Annotated in this window: 22 protein-coding genes; 16 read left to right on the forward strand and 6 right to left on the reverse strand. The window is 73.7% G+C overall.

Annotated elements, in window-relative coordinates:
* Nucleotides 1-51 precede the first annotated feature (51 nt).
* From thrS to ACQP1S_RS10725, 4 genes are all read left to right on the forward strand, one after another.
* Nucleotides 52-2,055, forward strand: coding sequence for a threonine--tRNA ligase (gene thrS, locus ACQP1S_RS10710; RefSeq protein ID WP_432905767.1), 2,004 nt, complete (start codon nucleotides 52-54; stop codon nucleotides 2,053-2,055).
* 70 nt (nucleotides 2,056-2,125) lie between these two features.
* Nucleotides 2,126-2,683, forward strand: a complete 558-nt coding sequence (locus ACQP1S_RS10715) for an HIT family protein (RefSeq protein WP_425413158.1) — start codon at nucleotides 2,126-2,128, stop codon at nucleotides 2,681-2,683.
* 92 nt (nucleotides 2,684-2,775) lie between these two features.
* On the forward strand, nucleotides 2,776-3,426 hold the full coding sequence (locus ACQP1S_RS10720) for a CG0192-related protein (RefSeq protein ID WP_432905770.1): 651 nt from the start codon (nucleotides 2,776-2,778) through the stop codon (nucleotides 3,424-3,426).
* A 161-nt stretch (nucleotides 3,427-3,587) separates the two neighbouring features.
* Complete coding sequence (locus tag ACQP1S_RS10725; protein ID WP_432905773.1) at nucleotides 3,588-4,646, forward strand: aldo/keto reductase; 1,059 nt, start codon at nucleotides 3,588-3,590, stop codon at nucleotides 4,644-4,646.
* Between the two features lie 58 nt (nucleotides 4,647-4,704).
* Here the strand turns inward: ACQP1S_RS10725 and ACQP1S_RS10730 are convergent, their stop codons facing one another.
* Nucleotides 4,705-6,858 carry an elongation factor G-like protein EF-G2 gene (locus ACQP1S_RS10730; protein WP_432905775.1) on the reverse strand — a complete coding sequence of 718 codons (2,154 nt, stop codon included), beginning with the start codon at nucleotides 6,856-6,858 and terminating at the stop codon, nucleotides 4,705-4,707.
* A gap of 251 nt (nucleotides 6,859-7,109) precedes the next feature.
* Between ACQP1S_RS10730 and pgsA the strand changes: the two genes are divergently transcribed.
* The 8 genes from pgsA (at nucleotide 7,110) to ACQP1S_RS10770 (ending at nucleotide 13,793) form a co-directional block, all read left to right on the forward strand.
* The gene (gene pgsA / locus ACQP1S_RS10735; protein WP_432905778.1) at nucleotides 7,110-7,730 is read left to right on the forward strand and encodes a phosphatidylinositol phosphate synthase; all 621 of its coding nucleotides are present in this window, start codon (nucleotides 7,110-7,112) and stop codon (nucleotides 7,728-7,730) included.
* On the forward strand, nucleotides 7,727-8,668 hold the full coding sequence (locus tag ACQP1S_RS10740; RefSeq protein ID WP_432905780.1) for a phosphatidylinositol mannoside acyltransferase: 942 nt from the start codon (nucleotides 7,727-7,729) through the stop codon (nucleotides 8,666-8,668). The genes pgsA and ACQP1S_RS10740 overlap by 4 nt, the downstream gene beginning before the upstream one ends.
* A gap of 14 nt (nucleotides 8,669-8,682) precedes the next feature.
* A complete protein-coding gene (locus ACQP1S_RS10745; protein WP_091246426.1) occupies nucleotides 8,683-9,852 on the forward strand; it encodes a glycosyltransferase family 4 protein in 1,170 nt (389 codons plus the stop codon).
* An 8-nt stretch (nucleotides 9,853-9,860) separates the two neighbouring features.
* Nucleotides 9,861-10,364, forward strand: coding sequence for a hypothetical protein (locus ACQP1S_RS10750; protein ID WP_432905783.1), 504 nt, complete (start codon nucleotides 9,861-9,863; stop codon nucleotides 10,362-10,364).
* Between the two features lie 263 nt (nucleotides 10,365-10,627).
* Complete coding sequence (gene pdxS / locus ACQP1S_RS10755) at nucleotides 10,628-11,545, forward strand: pyridoxal 5'-phosphate synthase lyase subunit PdxS (RefSeq protein WP_363668730.1); 918 nt, start codon at nucleotides 10,628-10,630, stop codon at nucleotides 11,543-11,545.
* Between the two features lie 37 nt (nucleotides 11,546-11,582).
* A complete protein-coding gene (pdxT, locus tag ACQP1S_RS10760; protein WP_432905786.1) occupies nucleotides 11,583-12,188 on the forward strand; it encodes a pyridoxal 5'-phosphate synthase glutaminase subunit PdxT in 606 nt (201 codons plus the stop codon).
* Nucleotides 12,189-12,420: 232 nt separating this feature from the next.
* A complete protein-coding gene (locus ACQP1S_RS10765) occupies nucleotides 12,421-13,173 on the forward strand; it encodes a YebC/PmpR family DNA-binding transcriptional regulator (protein ID WP_432905788.1) in 753 nt (250 codons plus the stop codon).
* Nucleotides 13,174-13,178: 5 nt separating this feature from the next.
* Nucleotides 13,179-13,793 carry a DUF402 domain-containing protein gene (locus ACQP1S_RS10770; protein WP_432905790.1) on the forward strand — a complete coding sequence of 205 codons (615 nt, stop codon included), beginning with the start codon at nucleotides 13,179-13,181 and terminating at the stop codon, nucleotides 13,791-13,793.
* A 95-nt stretch (nucleotides 13,794-13,888) separates the two neighbouring features.
* On the opposite strand, the gene ACQP1S_RS10775 is transcribed toward ACQP1S_RS10770, so the two are convergent.
* From ACQP1S_RS10775 to ACQP1S_RS10785, 3 genes are all read right to left on the reverse strand, one after another.
* Entirely contained in the window at nucleotides 13,889-14,851 is a 963-nt protein-coding gene (locus ACQP1S_RS10775; RefSeq protein ID WP_432905793.1) for a permease prefix domain 1-containing protein, read from the reverse strand.
* Nucleotides 14,848-15,189 (reverse strand): PadR family transcriptional regulator, encoded by a 342-nt coding sequence (locus tag ACQP1S_RS10780; RefSeq protein WP_091246413.1) that lies wholly within the window; start codon nucleotides 15,187-15,189, stop codon nucleotides 14,848-14,850. Before ACQP1S_RS10780 ends, ACQP1S_RS10775 begins: the two co-directional genes overlap by 4 nt.
* Before the next feature lie 117 nt (nucleotides 15,190-15,306).
* The gene (locus ACQP1S_RS10785) at nucleotides 15,307-15,900 is read right to left on the reverse strand and encodes a hypothetical protein (RefSeq protein ID WP_091246410.1); all 594 of its coding nucleotides are present in this window, start codon (nucleotides 15,898-15,900) and stop codon (nucleotides 15,307-15,309) included.
* A gap of 144 nt (nucleotides 15,901-16,044) precedes the next feature.
* On the opposite strand from ACQP1S_RS10785, the gene ACQP1S_RS10790 reads away from it, so the two are divergent.
* Nucleotides 16,045-17,019, forward strand: a complete 975-nt coding sequence (locus ACQP1S_RS10790; protein WP_432905797.1) for a serine/threonine-protein kinase — start codon at nucleotides 16,045-16,047, stop codon at nucleotides 17,017-17,019.
* Between the two features lie 55 nt (nucleotides 17,020-17,074).
* Nucleotides 17,075-17,512, forward strand: coding sequence for a hypothetical protein (locus ACQP1S_RS10795; RefSeq protein WP_432905800.1), 438 nt, complete (start codon nucleotides 17,075-17,077; stop codon nucleotides 17,510-17,512).
* Here ACQP1S_RS10795 and ACQP1S_RS10800 read toward each other — a convergent pair.
* Both ACQP1S_RS10800 and ACQP1S_RS10805 read right to left on the reverse strand, forming a co-directional pair.
* Complete coding sequence (locus tag ACQP1S_RS10800; RefSeq protein ID WP_432905803.1) at nucleotides 17,509-18,060, reverse strand: hypothetical protein; 552 nt, start codon at nucleotides 18,058-18,060, stop codon at nucleotides 17,509-17,511. The genes ACQP1S_RS10795 and ACQP1S_RS10800 overlap by 4 nt on opposite strands.
* Entirely contained in the window at nucleotides 18,053-18,592 is a 540-nt protein-coding gene (locus ACQP1S_RS10805; RefSeq protein WP_432905805.1) for an RNA polymerase sigma factor, read from the reverse strand. The genes ACQP1S_RS10800 and ACQP1S_RS10805 overlap by 8 nt, the downstream gene beginning before the upstream one ends.
* 200 nt (nucleotides 18,593-18,792) lie before the next feature.
* Here ACQP1S_RS10805 and ACQP1S_RS10810 point away from each other — a divergent pair, with 200 nt between their 5' ends.
* Both ACQP1S_RS10810 and ACQP1S_RS10815 read left to right on the forward strand, forming a co-directional pair.
* Complete coding sequence (locus ACQP1S_RS10810; RefSeq protein WP_432905807.1) at nucleotides 18,793-19,482, forward strand: TetR family transcriptional regulator; 690 nt, start codon at nucleotides 18,793-18,795, stop codon at nucleotides 19,480-19,482.
* Nucleotides 19,483-19,529: 47 nt separating this feature from the next.
* Nucleotides 19,530-21,062: an MDR family MFS transporter gene (locus ACQP1S_RS10815; RefSeq protein WP_432905809.1), complete on the forward strand. Its 1,533-nt coding sequence runs from the start codon at nucleotides 19,530-19,532 to the stop codon at nucleotides 21,060-21,062.
* Nucleotides 21,063-21,114: the final 52 nt, after the last annotated feature.

Here is a 21,114-nt window from a genome sequence, read left to right on the forward strand (position 1 = left end):
GATAGCCGGAACATCCGGCCTATCCGTGCCGTCTGCCGTTGAGGAGTCACCGTGTCCGCACCCCGTACCCCCGTCGTGGCCGACCCCGTCGTCGTCGCCGCCGGGACGACGGCGGCCGACGCGGTGGCCGCGGCCGGGCTGCCCGCCGCCGGCCCGAAGGCGGTCGTGGTGGTCCGCGACCCGCAGGGCCAGCTGCGTGACCTGGACTGGGCCCCCGCCGAGGAGACCACCGTCGAGCCGGTCAGCCTCGACTCGCCGGGCGGGCTCAACGTGCTGCGGCACTCCACCGCCCACGTGCTCGCCCAGGCCGTGCAGGACGTCTTCCCCGAGGCCAAGCTGGGCATCGGCCCGCCGATCGAGAACGGCTTCTACTACGACTTCGCCGTCGACAAGCCGTTCCAGCCGGACGACCTGGCCAAGCTCGAGAAGCGGATGCAGGAGATCATCAAGTCCGGCCAGCGGTTCCGCCGCCGCCGCTTCGCCAGCCTGGACGAGGCGAAGGCCGAGCTGGCCGCCGAGCCGTTCAAGCTCGAACTGATCGACGTCAAGGGCGAGGGGCTGGACACCAGCGAGGTGATGGAGGTGGGCGGCGGCGAGCTGACCATCTACGACAACCTCGCCGCCGCCGACGACAAGGTCTGCTGGTCGGACCTGTGCCGGGGCCCGCACCTGCCGCACACCCGGTTGATCGGCGCGTTCAAGCTGATGCGGTCGGCCGCCGCCTACTGGCGGGGCTCGGAGAAGAACCCGCAGCTCCAGCGGGTCTACGGCACCGCGTGGCCGACCCGCGACGAGCTGAAGGCGTACCTGAAGCTGCTGGAGGAGGCCGCCCGACGCGACCACCGCAAGCTCGGCGTCGACCTCGACCTGTTCAGCTTCCCCGACGAGCTGGGCTCCGGCCTGGCGGTCTTCCACCCCAAGGGCGGCATCATCCGCCGGGAGATGGAGAACTACTCCCGGATCAAGCACGAGCAGGCCGGTTACTCGTTCGTCAACACCCCGCACATCACCAAGGGCCACCTGTACGAGGTCTCCGGGCACCTCGACTGGTATGCCGACGGGATGTTCCCGCCCATGGAGGTGGAGGGGGCGAACTACTACCTCAAGCCGATGAACTGCCCGATGCACGACCTGATCTTCCGGTCCCGGGGCCGCTCCTACCGGGAGCTGCCGCTGCGGATGTTCGAGTTCGGCACGGTCTACCGGTACGAGAAGTCCGGCGTGGTGCACGGCCTGACCCGGGTCCGGGGCATGACCCAGGACGACGCGCACATCTTCTGCACCGAGGAGCAGATGGCCGGCGAGCTGAAGTCGCTGCTCGCCTTCGTGCTGGAGCTGCTGCGCGACTACGGCCTGGACGACTTCTACCTGGAGCTGTCCACCCGCAACCCGGACAAGTCGGTCGGCACCGACGAGAACTGGGAACGGGCCACCGAGGCGTTGCGCTCGGCCGCGCAGGAGTCGGGCCTGACCCTGGTGCCCGACCCGGGCGGCGCGGCGTTCTACGGGCCGAAGATCTCCGTGCAGGCCAAGGACGCCATCGGCCGGACCTGGCAGATGTCCACCATCCAGGTCGACTTCAACCTGCCCGAGCGGTTCGGCCTGGAATACCAGGCGGCCGACGGCAGCCGGCAGCGCCCGGTGATGATCCACCGGGCCCTGTTCGGCTCGATCGAACGGTTCTTCGGGGTGCTCACCGAGCACTACGCCGGGGCCTTCCCGGCCTGGCTGGCTCCGGTGCAGGTGGTCGGCATCCCGATCCGCGAGGACCACACCGAATACCTGCACGGCTTCGTCGCGGCACTGCGCGCCGAGGGCATCCGGGCCCAGGTCGACGCGGGGGACGACCGGATGCAGAAGAAGATCCGCACCGCGCAGCAGCAGAAGATTCCGTTCATGGTGATCGTCGGGGACGACGACGTGGCCGCCGGCACCGTCTCGTTCCGCTACCGCGACGGTTCGCAGCGCAACGGGGTGCCGGTCGCCGAGGCGGTCAGCCACGTGCTCGACGTGGTCTCCTCGCGCACCAACTCGGGGCCGTCCGCCGGAAGCTGACCCCGGCCCGCCACCGGCCGCGTACCCACGGCCGGTGGCGGTCGGCGCGGGAGATCGTAGGATCGGCGGTGTGACTGGGGCGGAGCGGCACCTCGACGGCGACACGGACCACGGCCTGGCGGACGGGCTCGACCGGCTCTGGACCCCGCACCGGATGACCTACATCTCCGGCGAGGACCGGCCCGAGGGTGGCTACGAGGAGCCCGCGGGCTGCCCGTTCTGCCTGGCCCCCGGGTTGCCGCCCGGCCGGAGCCTGGTGGTCGCCCGGGGCGCGCACGTCTTCGCGGTGCTCAACCTCTACCCGTACAACCCGGGGCACCTGTTGGTCTGCCCCTACCGGCACGTGGCCGACTACACCGCCCTCGACCAGGCCGAGACGGTGGAGTTGGCGGCGTTCACCCAGACCGCGATGCGGGTGGTCCGGCAGGTCAGCAGCGCGCACGGGTTCAACCTGGGCATGAACCAGGGCGGGGTGGCCGGTGCCGGCATCGCCGCCCACCTGCACCAGCACGTGGTGCCCCGGTGGGGTGGGGACATGAACTTCATGCCGGTGATCGGCCGGACGAAGGTGCTGCCGCAACTGCTCTTCGACACCCGCGAGCTGCTCGCCCGCGCCTGGCCGTCCTGACCGGCGGGCCGGGTCCGGCGCACCGGGCGTGACCGGCCCGCGCCGGGGCCGGTGGGCCGGTGGGCCGGTGCGGCGGCTCCTAGGATGTGATCATGGCGTTGCTGCACCGGGCGGAGATCCGCCCCACGAAACTCGCGCTCCTGGCCGCCTGGCTGCCCGGCCGGCGGTGGTATTCGGGGCCCGCCGACGGCGAGCCGGTCCTGGTGGGCGCCTACCGGTTCGACGACCCCGCCGGCGAGGTGGGCATCGAGACGATGCTGGTACGCGTCGACACCGGGCCGGTCCACCAGGTCCCGCTGACCTACCGGGGCGCACCGCTGGCCGACGCCGACGAGTGGCTGGTCGGCACCACCCACCACTCGGTGCTCGGCCCCCGCTGGGTCTACGACGCCTGCGGCGACCCGGTGTACGCCGCCGCCCTGGCCACCGCGATCCTCGCCGGCACCGGTCAGGCGCAGGAGCACTTCGAGACCGACGGCGTACGGGAGACCCGCGAGCCGTCCATGACGGTGGCCACCACCGGCAGCGGGGTCGCCCCCGTCGTCGGCGGGCTACGCCAGGTGCGCGACGGCGACCCGACCCACATCGGCACCGACACCGTCGACCTGGTCGTCGCCCGCCGGCTGCCCGGCGACGGATCGGTCGGCGGACTGCCCGACGACGGGCCGGCAGCCGCCACCCTGACCGGCCGCTGGCCGGGGCAGCCGACCCCGATGCCGCTGGCCCGCGTCCTGCCCCGCTGACCACCCGGCGGGGCCCCGGCACCACGGGGTGGGCCGGGCGGGTCGCCGTCGGCCGGTGTCCGCGCCGGCACCCGCCGTGCCGGTGGTGTCGCTTGTGGTCGATCGGGCACGATGCGTCAGCTTCGTCTCCCCGCGCGCTCCGAAGGTGACACGATGCGGCGATGGCAGTGACGACACGGATGTTGGGTCGCAGCGGCATCGAGGTCAGCGCCCTCGGCATGGGCTGCTGGGCGATCGGTGGCCCCTGGGCCGAGGGCACCCAGCCGCTGGGCTGGGGCGCAGTCGACGACGAGGAGTCGGTGCGGGCCGTCCGCCGCGCGCTCGACCTCGGCGTGACCCTTTTCGACACCGCCGACACCTACGGCGCGGGGCACGGTGAACGGGTCCTCGGGCGGGCGCTGGCCGGCCGCCGGGACGAGGCGGTGATCGCCACCAAGTGGGGGTACACCTTCGACGAGCGGTCCCGGCAGGCCACCGGCGAGGACGCCTCCCCGGCGTACCTGCGGCGGGCGGTCGTCGACTCGCTGCGCCGACTGGACACCGACCGGATCGACCTCTACCAACTGCACCTGGGCGACCTCCCGCTGCCCCGGGTCGAGGCGCTGGTCGACACCTGCGAGGAACTGGTCGCCGACGGCCTGGTCCGGGCGTACGGCTGGAGCACCGACCGGGCCGACCGGGCCGCCGGGTTCGCCCAGGTGGCCCCGCACGCCACCGCGATCCAGCACAGCCTGTCGGTGCTCCGGGACGCCCCGGTGATGCTGGCCGCCTGCGACAAGCACGACCTGGCCAGCGTCAACCGGGGCCCGCTCGGAATGGGGCTGCTCACCGGCAAGTACACCACCGGCTCGACGCTGCCCCGCGACGACGTCCGGGGGGTGGCCCCGGGCTGGCTGGAGTGGTTCCGCAGTGGTCGACCGGCGCCGGAGTGGCTGCGTCGGGTCACCGCCGTCCGGGGCGCGCTCACCGCCGACGGGCGGACCCTGGTCCAGGGCGCGCTGGGCTGGCTCTGGGCCCGCAGCGACCGGACGGTGCCGATCCCCGGCTGCCGTACCGTCGCCCAGGTCGAGGAGAACGCCGCCACGCTGCGCCTCGGTCCGCTCACCCCGGACCACTTCGCCGAGGTGGAACGGCAGCTCGCCGCCCTGCGGACGGCCGCACTCCGGGACGCCGACCGCCCCCACTGGCCGCTGCCCGCCGTCCCCGCCGCCCGCCCCTGACCAGCGTCCCCGGGCCTGCGCGCCGCATGGTCGGCGTGCGGGCCCGGGGCGACCGGCGCTAGGGACGGGCTGCCGTGAGCTGATCGGCCAGCGGGGTGGGCACCGGGTCGTAGTGGGCGAACTCGCGGCGGAAGGTGCCGGTGCCGGCGGTCAGGGCCCGCAACTCCACCGCATAGCGCAGCAGTTCCCGGGCAGGGACCTCGGCCCGGATCAGGGTGCGGCCCTCGGCGTCCGGGTCGGCCTCGGTGCCGAGCACCCGGCCCCGCCGGCCGGACAGGTCACCCAGCACCGCACCGACCGAGGAGTCGGCGACCCGGACCACCACCTCGTCCACCGGCTCCAGCAGCGTCGGACCGCCCCGCTCGGCGGCGTCGCGCAGGGCGAGCGCGCCGGCGGCCTGGAACGCGGCGTCGGAGGAGTCGACGCTGTGCGCCTTCCCGTCGACCAGGGTCACCCGCACGTCCACCACCGGCTGCCCGGCGATCAGCCCCTGCGCCAGCTGCGCCCGGACGCCCTTCTCCACCGACGGCACGTAGTGGTGCGGCACCGCACCGCCGACCACCCGGTCGACGAACTCGACGCCCGCACCCGGGGGCAGCGGCTCCACCTCGATGTCGCAGACGGCGTACTGGCCGTGCCCGCCGGACTGCTTCACGTGCCGGCCGTGCCCCGTGGCGGCCACCGCGAACGTCTCGCGCAGCGGCACCCGCACCGGCTCGGTGTCCAGCTCCACCCCGCCGGCGCGGAGCCGGTCGAGCACCACGTCGGCGTGTGCCTCACCCATGCACCAGAGCACCAGCTGGTGGGTCTGCGGATCACGCACCAGCCGCAGCGTCGGGTCGCCGACGATCGACCGGCCCAGGGTGCGGGCCAGGGCGTCCTCGTCGGCCCGGCTCCGGGCCACGACCGCCACCGGCAGCAGCGGCTCCGGCATCTCCCAGGGCGCGATCAGCAGCGGCTCCGCCTTCGCCGAGACGGTGTCGCCGGTCGCCGCGCTCTCCGCTCTGGTGATGACGCAGATGTCGCCCGCGACGCAGGCGGACACCTCCCGCAGGCTCGCCCCGAGCGGGCGGTAGACGTGCCCGACCCGCTCGTCGGCGTCGTGGTCCGGGTGGCCGCGCCCGGCCATCCCGTGCCCGGACACGTGCACCCTCTGATCGGGGCGCAGCGTGCCGGAGAAGACCCGGACCAGGCTGACCCGGCCGAGGTGCCGGTCGACGGTGGTCCGGACCACCTCGGCGACCAACGGGCCGTCCGGGTCGCAGCTCAGCGGCGGCCGGGGGGAGCCGTCCACCCCGGTGACCGCCGGCACCTGGTGCTCCAGCGGCGACGGGAAGGCCGACACCAGGCTGTCGAGCAGCACGTCCAGCCCGACGCCGGTGGCCGCGCAGACCGGCGTCACCGGGTGGAAGTGGCCCCGGGCGACCGCCTTCTCCAGGTCGGAGACCAGCACGTCGGTGTCGATCTCCTCGCCGTCGAGGTAGCGGTCCATCAGGGTCTCGTCCTCGCTCTCGGCGATGATCCCCTCGATCAGTTCGCCCCGGGACTCGGCGATGGCCGGCAGGTGCTGCGGGTCCGGCTCCCGGACGGCGGCGGGCAGCCCGGCCGAGTAGTCGTGGACCCGCCGGGTGATCAACGCGAGCAGCCCGGCGACCGACTCACCGTCGTCGCCGAGCATCGGCAGGTGCAGGGGGAGCACGTTGTCCCCGAAGACCCGCTGGCACAGCGCCACCGCCTCGTCGAAGTCGGCGCGCGGGTGGTCCAGCCGGGTGACCGCGACGGCGCGCGGGAGGTCGACGGCGGCGCACTCCTCCCACAGGGCGGCGGTGGCGGCGTCCATCCCGTCGACGGCGCCGACCACGAACAGCGCGGCGTCGGCGGCCCGCAGGCCGGCCCGCAGTTCGCCGATGAAGTCGCCGTACCCGGGGGTGTCCAGGAGGTTGACCTTCACCCCGGCGTGCACCAGCGGGGCGCAGGCGAGGCCGACCGAGCGCTGCTGGCGTACCGCGGCGGGGTCGTGGTCGCAGACGGTGGTGCCGGCGGCGACGGTGCCGGCCCGGTCGATCGTGCCGGTGGCCGCGAGCAGCGCCTCGACCAGGGTGGTCTTGCCGACGCCGGAGTGCCCGACGAGCACCACGTTGCGTACCTGGTCGGGCGCGGTGACCACCGGCGCGTCGCCGGTGGCACCCTTCTCCTGGTTCTTCTGCGCCATCGCGGCGCACCTCCCTCAGCCGGTGGTGGGTGGCGACCGCCGCGCGCGACGGGAAGCGGCCCCGTTCGGGTGCCGCGGCGATATCCTCCGGTGGCCCGGCTGCCGGCGAGCGGTCAACGGGCGAGGTGGTGAGCTGGCTCACCTTCCGCCCCGATCTCACACCCGCCGGAGGACCCGGCACAAGTCTCGTCGGGCGGGTCGGGCGACCGGCCGTACCGCCCGCCGCTGTCGGCCGTTATCGTGGGACCGCCATGGCGAAGATCTTCCAAGTGACGGCCCGCGCGGGGATGACCCGCGTCGTGGAGCCGGTCGCGCGCGGTCTGCTCCGCGCCGGCGTGTCCCCCAACGCGGTCACCGTGACCGGCACCGTCGGCGTGCTCGTCGGCGCGCTCGGTTTCGGCGCCCGCGGTCAACTGGTCGCCGGAGCGCTGATCGTGACGTTCTTCGCGCTGACCGACATGCTCGACGGGACGATGGCCCGGATGAGTGGCGGCTCGACCCGGTTCGGCGCGTTCCTCGACTCGTCGATGGACCGGGTCGCCGACAGCGCGGTCTTCGGGGCGGTCGCCTACTGGCTGGCCACCGAGGGCAACCACTCCGGGGTGGCCGCCGCGTTGATCTGCCTGGCCGCCGGCGGGCTGGTCTCCTACGTCAAGGCCCGCGCCGAGGGGCTGGGGATGACCGGCAACGTGGGCGTCGCCGAGCGCACCGAGCGACTGCTGATCGTCGGCGTCGGTGGGCTGCTCACCGGGCTCGGTGTCGGGCCCGCCCTGGAGATCGCCCTCTGGCTGCTCGCCGCCGTGTCGATCTTCACGGTCGGGCAGCGGGTGGCCCACGTGTACCGCCAGGCACAGCTGGTCGGCCGGGAGTGAATCTCACCGAACTCGGCTACGTCGCCGGCTGGCGGCTGGTCCGCGCGTTGCCCCGGCCCGTGGCCGCCGCCGCCTTCCGGGCGGGTGCCGACCGCGCCCACCGCACCCGCGGCAAGAGTGCCACCCGTCTGCGCGCCAACCTGCGCCGGGTGGTCGGCCCCGACCTGCCCGAGGCGGAGCTGGACGCACTGGTCAAGCAGAGTCTGCGGTCGTACGCCAGGTACTGGCTGGAGGCGTTCCGGCTGCCCTCGCTGAGCCGCCAGCAGATCCTCGACGGGTTCGACCTGGGCGGGTCGGACATGCTCGTCGCCGACGTGGCGGCCGGCCGGGGCGCGGTGGTGGCGTTGCCGCACGCCGGCAACTGGGACGCCGCCGGCGCCTGGGTGGCCGCCAGCGGCCTGCCGATCACCACGGTCGCCGAACGGCTCCAGTCGGAGGGCATCTACAAGCGGTTCCTCGCCTTCCGTCAGAGGCTCGGCATGGAGATCCTGCCCACCCACGGCGGTGCCCGGCCCGCCTTCGACGTGCTGGTGGAGCGGCTGGGCGCGGGCACTGTGGTGCCGCTGCTGGCCGACCGGGACCTGTCCGCCCGGGGCATCGAGGTGGACTTCTTCGGCGGCCGGACCCGGATGCCGGCCGGGCCCGCCCTGCTGGCCATCCGCACCGGCGCCCCGCTCTACGTTGCCTCGCTGTGGTACGAACCGGAGATGCCACGCGCGCAGTTGGAGGGCCCGTTGCCGGTGCCCGAACCGGACAGCGCACCGTTGGACGAACGGGTCCGGGTGCTGACCCAGCGGATTGCCGACTGTCTGGCGACGGGCATCGCCCGTCATCCGCAAGACTGGCATATGGTGCAGCGGATGTGGCTGGACCAGCGGGGCTCCACCGACGGCGGGCCCACCGCGCCGCCACCCCCGGCCAGCGCCGGATCGGTCTGAGGGAGGGGGCGCCAGTGCGGATCGGCATCGTGTGCCCGTACTCCTTCGACGTCCCGGGCGGGGTGCAGAACCACGTCATGGACCTGGCCGAGGCGCTGCTCGGGCTGGGGCACGAGGTGAGCGTGCTGGCTCCCGCCGACGAGGAGTCGACACTGCCGCCGTACGTGGTCGCCGCCGGCCGGACGGTGCCGCTGCCGTACAACGGTTCGGTGGCCCGGATCGCCTTCGGGCCCTTCTACACGAACCGGGTGCGGCGCTGGATCACCCGGGGCGACTTCGACGTGCTGCACGTGCACGAGCCGCTGATCCCGAGCCTGTCGATGATGGCGGTGCTGTCGGCCCGGGGCCCGGTGGTGGCGACCTTCCACACCGCGCTGACCCGGTCCCGGATGCTGGCCGCCGCGCAGGGCGTCCTGCAGATCCTGCTGGAGCGGATCACCGCCCGGATCGCGGTCAGCGCGTTGGCCCGCAAGGTGCAGGTCGAGCACCTGGACGGTGGGGCGGTGGAGATCCCCAACGGGGTGGCGGTGGCGAAGTTCGCCGGGGTCGCGCCGCTGCCCGGCTGGCCGGGGGAGTGCACCACCGGCAGCGGCGGGACGCTGGGCTTCCTCGGCCGGTTCACCGAGGCCCGCAAGGGGTTCCCGATCCTGCGGGACGCCTTCGTCGCGCTGGCCCCGCACCGGCCCGGGTTACGGCTGCTGGTGGCCGGGCCGGGCGACCCGGACGACCTGTTCGGGCGGTTCCCGGCGGAGCTGCGCGACCGGGTGACGTTCCTCGGCCTGGTCTCCGAGGTCGACAAGGCCCGGATGCTGCGCAGCGTCGACCTCTACGTCGCCCCGAACACCGGCGGCGAGTCGTTCGGCATGATCCTCACCGAGGCGCTGGCGGCGGGTGCCACCGTGGTCGCCAGCGACCTGGACGCGTTCCGGCGGGTGCTCGACGGCGGGCGGGCCGGCCGGCTCTTCCCGACCGGTGATCCGGCCGGCCTGCGGACCGTCCTGGCCGAGCTGCTCGACGACCCGGCGCAGCGGGCCGCGTTGACCGCCTGCGGCGACCAGGTGGTGGCCCACTACGACTGGCCGGTGGTGGCCCGCCGGGTGGTGGAGGTCTACGCGGCGGCCATCGAGGCCACCGACGGTCGGGTCATCGACCAGGAGTGGGCGGGGCTGGGTGGTCCGAGGTGACCCCGACGATGCCGCAGCTGTGGGCGGTGTCGGTCGCCGCAGTCGTCGCCGCCCTGGTCGTCGTCTACCTGGTCTGGACGGCCGGCCGGGTCGAGCGGTTGCAGACCCGGGCGGAGTCGGCGGCCCGCGCGCTCGACGCCCATCTGCTGCGCCGGGCCGCCGCTGCCGCGGTGCTGGCCGAGAAACACTACGGCGTGGAGCTGTACGCGGCGGCGCGGATCGCCCTGGACGCCGTCCCCGAGGAGCGCGAGGCGGCCGAGAACGACCTCACCCGGCAGTTGCGGGCGGTCCGGCTGGACCCGGCGGATTCCGCCTGCGGGGCGGTGATCGCGGCGAGTCGGCGGCTGGCCCTGTCCCGGCAGGTGCACACCGACCTGGTCCGGGACGCGCGCACCGCGCGGAGCCGTCCGCTGGTGCGGCTGTGCAGGATGGGCCGCCGCCACCCCTGGCCGCGGTACTTCGACATCGACGACCCCACCCTGGCCCTCCCCGCCGACGTCCCGACGGGCTGACCGGGCTACCGACCGGCTGACCGGGCTACCGACCCGGCTGACCGGGCTACCGACCCGGCTGCGGCCCGGCGGCGTGCGGCCCGGGTCGCGGTGGCGGGCGGGGCCGGGCTGCCGGGGCGGGCGCGGGCCGGGGTGGTGCGGCCCGGGGTGACGGGGGCCACAGGGCAGGCCACCGTGGGGCCGATTGGCTGTCGGAGCGGCCTCCGGGGCGTCATAGCATCAGCCGGAGTCAGCCCCTGAGCACGTCCGAGGAGTGATGGACCATGCCCGAAACGACCTCCCCGAACGCCGATGCCGCCCAGTCCCGGGGCACCGCCCGGGTGAAGCGCGGCATGGCCGAGATGCTCAAGGGTGGTGTGATCATGGACGTGGTCACCGCCGAGCAGGCCAGGATCGCCGAGGACGCCGGTGCGGTCGCCGTCATGGCGCTGGAGCGGGTGCCGGCGGACATCCGGGCCCAGGGTGGCGTGTCCCGGATGAGCGACCCGGACATGATCGACGGCATCATCGCGGCCGTCTCCATCCCGGTGATGGCCAAGGCCCGGATCGGTCACTTCGTCGAGGCGCAGGTGCTCCAGTCCCTCGGCGTCGACTACGTCGACGAGTCCGAGGTGCTGACCCCGGCCGACTACGCCAATCACATCGACAAGTGGGCGTTCACCGTCCCCTTCGTCTGTGGCGCGACCAACCTGGGTGAGGCGTTGCGCCGGATCACCGAGGGCGCTGCCATGATCCGCTCCAAGGGCGAGGCGGGCACCGGCGACGTCTCCAACGCCACCATGCACATGCGGAAGATCCGTCAGGAGATCGCCCGGCTCAGCTCCCTGCCGGCCGACGAGCTGTTCGTCGCGGCCAAGGAGTTGCAGGCCCCGTACGACCTGGTCAAGGAGGTTGCCGAGACGGGCCGGCTGCCGGTGGTGCTGTTCACCGCCGGGGGCATCGCCACCCCGGCCGACGCGGCGATGATGATGCAGCTCGGCGCGGAGGGGGTCTTCGTCGGCTCCGGCATCTTCAAGTCCGGCAACCCTGCCCAGCGGGCCGCCGCGATCGTCAAGGCCACCACCTTCCACGACGACCCGGACGTGCTGGCCAAGGTGTCCCGGGGCCTGGGCGAGGCGATGGTCGGCATCAACGTCGACGAGATCCCCCAGCCGCACCGGCTGGCCGAGCGCGGTTGGTGATCCCGGGGTCGCTGCCGCCGGGGCGGGAGGAGGGGACGTGGGTGGACCGGTGATCGGGGTGCTCGCGCTGCAGGGGGACGTCCGCGAGCATGTCGCCGCCCTGACCGGGGTCGGCGCGGACGCCCGTACGGTGCGTCGACCGGCCGAGCTGGACGTGGTCGACGGGCTGGTCATCCCGGGCGGGGAGTCCACCACCATGAGCAAGCTCGTGGACATCTTCGCGCTGCGCGCGCCGATCGACAAGCGGATCGCCGACGGGATGCCGGTCTACGGGTCCTGCGCCGGGATGATCATGTTGGCCACCGAGGTGCTGGACGGCCGCCCCGACCAGCAGGGCTTCGCCGGCATCGCGATGACCGTGCGACGTAACGCGTTCGGTCGGCAGGTCGACTCGTTCGAGGCCCCGGTGGAGATCACCGGGGTCGACGGCGGGCCGTTCCACGCCGTGTTCATCCGCGCCCCCTGGGTCGAGCGGGTCGACGCCGGTGTCGAGGTGTTGGGCCGGGTCACCGGTGGCCCGGCCGTCGATCGGATCGTCGCCGTCCGTCGGGGCAACCTGCTGGCGACCTCCTTCCATCCGGAGCTGACCGGCGACCTGCGCCTGCACCGCTACTTCGCCGACCTGGTCGAAGCCGCCCGCTGAGTCCGTACCGGGCGGGTTCCGCCTCCCCGGCAAAACGGGTCATTGGTGACGATTCCCCGGCGGGTCGGTGGTGGTGCCGCGCCGGGTGTGACGGCGGGGTGGGTGCTCTCGGTAGGATTGCCGCGGTTCGGCGCGGGCACTGCCCGTCGCAGCCCTCCAGCGCGGCCGGTCCTGGCCCGGAGCCGGCGCGGCCAGCCGACGTGAGGCGTGAGTCAACAGACGGAGGTACGAGATGTCCGGCCACTCAAAATGGGCGACCACCAAGCACAAGAAGGCCGTCATCGACGCCAAGCGCGGCAAGATGTTCGCCAAGCTGATCAAGAACGTCGAGGTCGCGGCCCGGACCGGCGGCGGCGACCCGGCCGGCAACCCGACCCTCTTCGACGCCATCCAGAAGGCCAAGAAGAGCTCGGTCCCGAACGACAACATCGACCGCGCGGTCAAGCGCGGCTCCGGCCTGGAGGCCGGCGGCGCCGACTGGCAGACCATCATGTACGAGGGTTACGGCCCGAGCGGTGTGGCGATGCTGATCGAGTGCCTGACCGACAACCGCAACCGGGCCGCCACCGAGGTCCGCACGGCGTTGACCCGCAACGGCGGCTCGCTCGCCGACGCCGGCTCGGTGTCCTACATGTTCTCCCGCAAGGGCGTGGTGATCGTCCCCAAGGCCGACACCACCGAGGACGACGTGATGATGGCGGTGCTCGACGCCGGCGCCGAGGAGGTCAACGACCTCGGTGAGGCCTACGAGGTGGTCTCCGAGCCGACCGACCTGATCGCGGTCCGCACCGCGCTGCAGGAGTCCGGGATCGAGTACGAGTCGGCCGAGTCGGCCCTGATCCCCAGCGTCAACGTGCCGCTGGACGAGGACGGCGCGCGCAAGATCTTCAAGCTGATCGACGTCCTGGAGGACTGCGACGACGTGCAGAACGTCTACGCGAACTTCGACGTCTCCGACGACGTTCTGGCGGCGGTGGACGCCTGACGGCCGTGCCGGCACACCGGTTCCCGCCGGGCGACGTGGTCGTCCGGCGGGAGATCCTGCGTGGTGAGGTCTGGTTCGGCTGCCCCACCATCTGCGTGGCGGACACCGGCGAGCTGCTGGCGCTCTATCTGCCGCCGGGTGCCGAGTTCGGCTTCCCGGAGCGTGGCGTCTTTCCGTGCGGCCGGCACCCGTGGCAGACGGCGGGGCACACCGGGTGGTCCGGACACGGCAAGCTGATGCTGCAACGCCCCGGCGAGGCGCACTCGGTCGACGTCTTCTGGGCCGGGCCGGACCGCACCTTCGCCGGCTGGTACTTCAACCTCCAGGACCCGCTGCGGCGTACCCCGATCGGGGTGGACACCCTCGACCACGAGCTGGACCTGTGGTGGGCGGCCGACGCCGACCGGTACGTCTTCAAGGATGTGGACCTGTTCGCCCAGCGCCTCGTCGAGGGGCGCTACCCGGGCATGGCGGAGGCGATCCGGGCCGAGGGGGACCGGATCGCCGCGCTGCTCGACGCGGGGCAGCGGTGGTGGGACGCGGGCTGGGCGCACTGGCGGCCGGATCCGTCCTGGCCGGTGCCCCGCCTGCCGGCCGGCTGGGACGCGCTGCCCTGCTGACCTGCCGCCGTGGCGCCGGCCGGCCGGTCGCGGTGGTGATCGAACTGACCGGTCCCGGTCCGACGCCCCCGTGAGCGCCGGACCGGGACCGGGGTTCAGGCGTCGACCCGGGTGGCGGAGCGACGCGCCTTCACCACGCTCTCGACGAAATCCCAGAGCGTGATCGCCGCGACGACCACGACCGTGACCCGGCTGGCGACGCCCAGCCCGTCGCCGTCACGCAGCCAGCCGAACCGGTCGACCAGGTCCGGGTTGAGCAGGCGGTCGGTGAGCACCAGCCAGATCAGCGGCACGGCGAAGGCCAGGTCGAGCAGGGCGTTGACCGCGACGAGCGACCAGGTCCACCGCCCGGTGCGGTACTTGACCACCTCCAGCACCAGACCGGCCAGCAGGACGGCGGCCAGCACCGGCAGCCAGGACGTCCAGAGCGCGGGGTCGAGCAGCGGGATGCGCTCGCCATCGGTGTCCCGGACCCAGGACCGGAAGTGCTGCCAGGGCAGGAAGGCCAGGGTGAGCAGCACCATCGCCACCGAGGCGCAGGTGTCGGGGAGTCGGATGTCGCGTTCCACCGGTGTCTCCGGCAGTTTGTCGACGTCCCACTCGGGCAGCGTGAGCGAGGTGTTGGTGCGTTCCAGGATCGCGAAGCTCAGGGTCACCCAGAAGGTGATCTGCACGGCCGTCTGGAAGGCCACGCTGATGCCCGATCCGATGGCCCCGCCCGGGTTGTCGCCGACGGTCGCCTGGACCACTCCGACGATCACGCCGACCGCGCCGGGGATGGTGGTCAGCAGCCGGCGGAGCACCTGTTGCCAGACCAGGTAGTAGGTGGGGCCGATGAGCTGGAGCCGGCGGTCGGCGTACCGGGCGGCCAGGCGTTCCGGGTGGCCCAGCTCGGTGAGCACCTCGCGTTCGGCGGTGGCGCTGTCCTGTCCGCCGCCGACCCGGTCGTCGATCATGTCCTCGATGGCGGCCCGCAGCTCGGTGGCGATCTCCTCCCGCCGGGGTGCCGGCACCGCCCGCAGGGTGGCTGCGAGGTAGCGGTCGGTCAGGGTGCTCATCGGTCGGCTCCTTCGATCAGCCCGGTCACGGAGGTCTGTACGGCGGCGAGGTCGTCGAGCAGGCGGGCCAGGACCGTCTCCCCGTCGGCGCTGGTGCGGTAGAACTTGCGCGGCCGGCTCTCCTCGGTGTTCCACTCGCTGGTCAGCAGCCCCTGCTCCTCCAGTCGTCGGAGCAGGGGATAGAGGGTGTTGGCGTCGACCGGGAAGCCGTGCCCGGCGAGGCGTTGCAGCAGTGCGTAGCCGTAGCCGGGCTGGCGCAGGGCCAGCAGGCTGGCCACCACCACCGTGCCGCGACGCAGCTCCTGGAGATGGGTCCGCAGGACCTCCTCGCTGATCATGTCTCACACCATACTGTGTGCCACACACTAATGTCGAGCGAGACAGCAATGTGGGTAGCGCCACCATGCGGACCGGGGCGTCGGGGAGCACCCCGACGCCCCGGCCCGGACCGGCGGTCAGCAGGAGCGGCCCTGCCGGAAGGTCCGCTCGACGTGGTCGGCCGGCCCGACCTGGAAGTAGCCCACGCCCGGCCGGATCGGGTGGCCGGTGAACAGCTCGACCCGGCTGCCGAACCGCACCAGGTAGGCGGTGGCGTCCCCGGCGTCGTTGTGGATCAGGGCACCCCGCGAGCCGTAGATCTGCGCCAGTTCGGCGAAGGACATGCCCACCGACGCCCCGGCCGGTGAGCGGGGCGGGGCGCCGGCGGTGCCCACCTCGACCAACCGGCCGTCCCGGAAGGCCACCAGGATCACCCCGGCCCACTCGCCGGTGACCCCGGCCTGGACCACGCCGTCGCAGTCGACGACCGACCAGTCGATCAGCCCGGCCGAGGTGAGCCGGGTCAGCGACGCCCCGATCCGGAACGGCCCCGCCCCCCGGACGCTGAGCAGATCGGTGCTGCCGGCCGTACGGCCCGGCCGAAGGTCCACGGTGGAGCCGGACCGGACGCCGGGGTCGGAGCCCGGCCCGGCGGCCCCGGCCGGGCCGGCCGGGACGAGGGCGGCGAGGGCCAGCGCGCCGGTGAGCAGGATGGTGGGAAGACGATGCATGACGGCACTCCTTCGGTGGTACGGGTCTGTCGTTCTGTTGGTCTCCGCCCGGCCGCAATCCGTTCGTCGGCTTCCCGACTGCTCCCGGGTCTGACGGACGCCGGCACCCGTCGATGCCGGTTACCGTGCGGTGGGGGTGGGGCGATGAGCACTCCGGCGTGGATCGGGTCCTACCGGATCGAGCGGTTGCTCGGCGCGGGCTCCTTCGCGACCGTCTGGCTCGGCCACGACCCGGTCCTCGACTCCCGGGTGGCGATCAAGGTGCTGGCCGAGAACTGGAGCCACGACCTGCGGGTCCGGGAACGCTTCCGGGACGAGGCCCGGCTGCTGCGGCGACTCGACCACCCGCGGCTGGTCCGGGTGCACGCGGTCGGCGAACTCCCCGACGGCCGGCCGTACGCGGTGCTGGCCCTCGCCGACGGCGGCAGCCTGCGGGACCGGCTGGCCGCCGGGCCGCTGCCGGTGCCGGTGGCCCTGGCGTTGCTCGACGAGATCGCGGCCGGGGTGGCCGTGCTGCACCGGCAGCGGGTGGTGCACCGCGACCTCACCCCGGGCAACGTGCTCTTCGCCTCGACCGCCGAGGGCGAACGGGTGGTCATCGCCGATCTGGGCCTGGCCAAGGCGCTCGCCGCCGCGTCCGGGCTGACCGCCCGTGCCGGCACCCCGGGCTACATGGCTCCCGAGCAGGACGACCCGTTGGCCGTGGTGGACACCCACAGCGACGTGTTCGGGCTGGGTCGGCTCGGCCTGCGGTTGTTGGGCGGCCCCGACCAGCGTGCGGCGGGGGTGCCCGGACCGGTGGCGGCGGTGCTGCGTCGGGCCACCGCTCCCCGCCCCCGCGACCGCTACCCCGACGCGGACGCCTTCCGGGCGGCGCTGCGCCGGGCCACCCGCCGGCCCGGCGACCCGGGCCCGGCGGGAGCGCCGCCACCGGGGACCCGGTCCGCCGACAACGGTCCCCGCCCCGACCGGGTCGGCCGCGCCGTTCACCGTGACCGCGCCGACCACGCCGGTCGGGCGGATCGGCTGGTGGCGGGGCCGTCGGGGTTCCGGCGGGGGCGGCCCGCCGGCTCCGCCTGGTCGGGGCCGCTGCCCTGGCGCTCGTCGCGGTGGGGGTGACCGCCGGCGACGCGGGCGCCCCGCGCCCGGTCCCGGACGGGGGCGCAGCGGGCCGGTGAGCGTCACCCTGCCGGCGGGCTGGCGGGCCGCCGGGACGGGCTGGGCCGGTCGGTACGACGCGCGGGGGCGGCTCGAACCGGCGCTGGTCGTCTCGCCCGACCCCGGCCGGTGGGCGATCGACCCGACGGTGCCCGGGGCCTTCGTCGGGCTCTCGGCCGGCCTGGCCCGGCGGACCACCCCGGCGGACTTCGTCGCGCAACGCCCGCACGCCGACTGCGTGGCGGTGCCCGTGCGTCGTACCCGACTGGCCGGCGTGGAGTGGGTGGTCGCCGGGTTCAGCTGCCCCGCGGGGCGTCCGGTGCTGGTCGAGGCGGCGGCCCGCGCCGGCCGGGACGGCCTGCTCTATGCGCAGATCGTCCCGCCTCCGGGCAGCGGGCCGGACTTCGTCGACACGCTGCTGGCCGGGGTGCGGATACGCCCGGCCGACGGCTAGGCCACCACCACCACCGTGACCGGATATGTCTTGCCGCCGTGCGGGATGGTCACCTGCACCGTGCCGGGGTGGACGAAGCGGATGTCCACCACCCCCGCCTCGTAGTGGCTGGAGACCAGGTCCTTCCGGTCCACTTCGACCTCGCCGGGCCCGATCCCCTGGATGCGGAGCACCCCGCCGACGCTCAGGCAGAGCGACTTCAACAGGGCCAACTCGGTGTCGGCGACCACCAGGTCGTAGCGGACCGGGCCGAGACATGCCTGCGGCCGGGGGCTCGTCGACGGCGGGCGGGTGCTGCCGGTCGGGGTCCGACGCGGCGGCGCGGGGGTGTGCCGGGCCGACGGCGTGCTGACGGTGCCGACGACCGGCCCGGCCGAGGTGGGTGCCGCCGTGGTCGGGGCGGTCGGGGCGGTCGGGGTCGTGGGGGCGACCGTCGGGGTCGGCGACCGGACCGGGAGCGGAGCGACCGGGGTCGGTCCGCAGGCCGTCACGGGTACGAGCACCAGCAGGATGATCAGTCGCCGGCCCGGCCGGGGGCGCTCACTCACCGGACAGCCGTTGCCGGACCTGCCGGCGGGCCAGGTGGACCCGGGACTTCACGGTGCCCTCCGGCACGTCGAGCAGGGTGGCGATCTCCCGGTAGGGCAGGCCGAGCACGTCGCGCAGGGTCAGCGCCTCGGCGGCCTCGGGGCGGACCGCGTCCAACGCGTCGAGCAGGTCGAGCCGGGTGCCGGCGACCACGCTGGTGCGCCGGGGGTCGGGTGGGTCGGGCAGCGGCACCCCGCCGGCCTCGACCTGCCAGCGTCGACGCAGCGCCCGGTAGGTCGAGCGGGCCCGGTTGGCGGTGAGCTGGTAGAGCCAGGTGTGGAACGACGACCGGCCCTCGAACCGGCCGATGCCCCGGGCCACCGCGAGCAGGGCGTCCTGGCAGGCCTCCTCGGCGTCCTCGCGGTGCGGTAGCAGCCGGCCGCAGAGCCGCAGCACCTCGGGGCGCACCGCTGTCAGCAGCGCGTCGAGCGCACCCGGCTCGCCCCGGGCGGCGGCGCCGGCCAGGTCCTCTATGTCGTTCGCGAGGAGCATTACCGGGCTCCCTGTCCGCCGTGATGTGGTGCCGTAGAGGCTATGCCGCGGGACCGGACGGCGGGTTCCCGAGTCGGCCAGCCGACCGACGTGGCCGACCGACGGGCCGCCGGGCGGGTCGCCCACCCGCTACCGTCCGAGTTTCATGTCACACCGTGCAAGTTTGCAGTGCCTGCATCTTTGTTCCTAGGCTCCGGGGCGTGACCATCGACGAGGGGCTCGGGCGGCGGGACCGCAAGAAGCGGCAGACCCGCGCCGCGTTGGCCGCCGCCGCGCTGCGCCTGGTCGCCGAGCGGGGGTTGGACCAGGTCACGGTCGAGGAGATCAGCGAGGCGGCGGACGTCTCCGCGCGGACCTTCTTCAACTACTTCGCCACCAAGGACGACGCCCTGACCGGCGACACCGAGGGGGACCGGGAACGGGTGCTGCGGGCGCTGGACACCGTGCCGGCGCAGGTGCCGGCACTGTGGGCGATCCGGTTGGCCCTGGCCGGGGTGATCGACGAGGTGGAGGGCGATGCGGCGTTGTGGCTGCTGCGGATGCAGGTGGTGATGCAGCACCCGGTGCTGCTGGCCCGGCTGGTCTCCGGCAACGCGGCGACCGAACAGGCCATGGTCGAGGCGCTCGCGGCGCGTACCGGCCACTCGTGCGACGACGGCTATCCGGCCCTCGTGGTGGCGGTCACCGGCGCCGCGTTGCGGACCGCCATGGTCCGCTGGGCCACCGGCGGTGGATCCCGCCCCCTGGCCGAACTGCTCGACGAGGCGTTCGCCGCCGTCGCCGCCGGGCTGCCCGACCCCCGTACCGGCGGGGTCGTCGACCCCACCACCGACCCGCCCGGCGCGACCGCGTCGGGCGGGCAGCGCACACCTGTGAGGAAACGTCCATGACCGCAACTGCCGCACCGACCGGTCCGCCCGGGGCGGGTGCCGGCCGAATGTCCCACCGGGAGGTCCTCCAGGCCCTCTCCGGCCTGATGGTGGGCATGTTCGTGGCGATCCTCGCCTCGACGGTGGTGGCGAACGCGCTGCCGCGCATCATCGCCGAGCTCAACGGCAGCCAGACCGTCTACACCTGGATCGTCACCACCGAGCTGCTGGCGATGACCGCCACCGTCCCGCTCTGGGGCAAGATGGCCGACCTCTACAGCAAGAAGCTGCTCATCCAGCTCTCGCTCGGCCTGTTCGTGGTCGGCTCGCTGATCGCCGGGCTCGCCCGCACCGTGGAGCTCCTGCTGGTCAGCCGGGTCGTGCAGGGCATCGGCGCCGGCGGGATGACCGCCCTGGCGCTGATCGTGATGGCGGCCATGATCCCGCCCCGTGAGCTGGGCCGGTACGCCGGCACCTTCGGCGCGGTGTTCGGCGTCGGCACCATCGCCGGCCCACTGATCGGCGGGGTCCTGGTCGACACCTCCTGGCTGGGTTGGCGCTGGTGCTTCCTGATCGGCGTGCCGTTCAGCCTGCTCTCGATCGCCCTGCTGCAACGCACCCTGCACCTGCCGGAGGTCCGTCGCAAGGCGCGGATCGACTGGTGGGGCGCGGTGCTGATCACCGCAGGCGTGTCCACCCTGCTGGTCTGGTCCTCGCTGGCCGGGCACCGGTTCGCCTGGGCCTCGGGCTGGACCGCGCTGATGGTCGTCGGCGGGCTGGCGCTGCTGGCCCTGGCGGTGTGGGTCGAGTCGAGGGTCCCCGAGCCGATCATCCCGTTGCGGATCTTCCGCAGCCGTACCGTCACGCTGACCACGGTCGCCAGCGTGCTGGTCGGGGTGGCCCTCTTCGGCGGCACGGTCTTCCTGTCGCAGTACTTCCAGACCTCGCTCGGCAAGTCGCCGACCGTCGCCGGTCTGATGAGCCTGCCGATGATCCTCGGCCTGCTGGTCTCCTCCACCGTCGCCGGCCAGCTCATCACCCGGTACGGCCGGTGGAAGGCCTACCTGGTGGCCGGGGCGGCCGTGATGACCGTCGGCATGCTGCTGCTGAGCACCATCGACGCGGACACCGGCGTGCCGCTGCTCTCGCTCTACATGGCGGTGCTCGGCACCGGCGTGGGCATGCTCATGCAGAACCTGGTCCTCGCCGCACAGAACGACGTGCCCGCCCACGAGTTGGGCGCGGCCACCTCGGTGCTGACCTTCTTCCGCAGCATGGGCGGCGCGATCGGGGTCAGCGTTCTCGGCGCGGTGCTGGCCAACCGGGTCACCGGGCTGCTGACCGAGCGGCTCGGCCCGGCCGCCGGTGCCACCGGCGGCGGCACCACCGAGGTGCCCGACCTCTCCGCGCTGCCCGCCCCGGTCCTGGCGGTCGTGCGGGACGCGTACGCCACCGCCACCTCGGAGCTGTTCCTCATCGGCGCCCCGATCGCCTTCCTCGCCCTGGTCGCCGTCGTCTTCATCCGGGAGAAGCCGCTGCACGAGGTCAGCGGCGACGAGCGCGCCGAGCAGGAGGCGGCGGCCCTGACCGCGATGCACTGATGTCGACACGACGGTCCCGGGCACGGCCTCCGGTCCGGGACCGTCGTCGTCG

It is taken from the genome of Micromonospora matsumotoense (assembly GCF_050951065.1).
Taxonomy (GTDB): domain Bacteria; phylum Actinomycetota; class Actinomycetes; order Mycobacteriales; family Micromonosporaceae; genus Micromonospora; species Micromonospora matsumotoensis.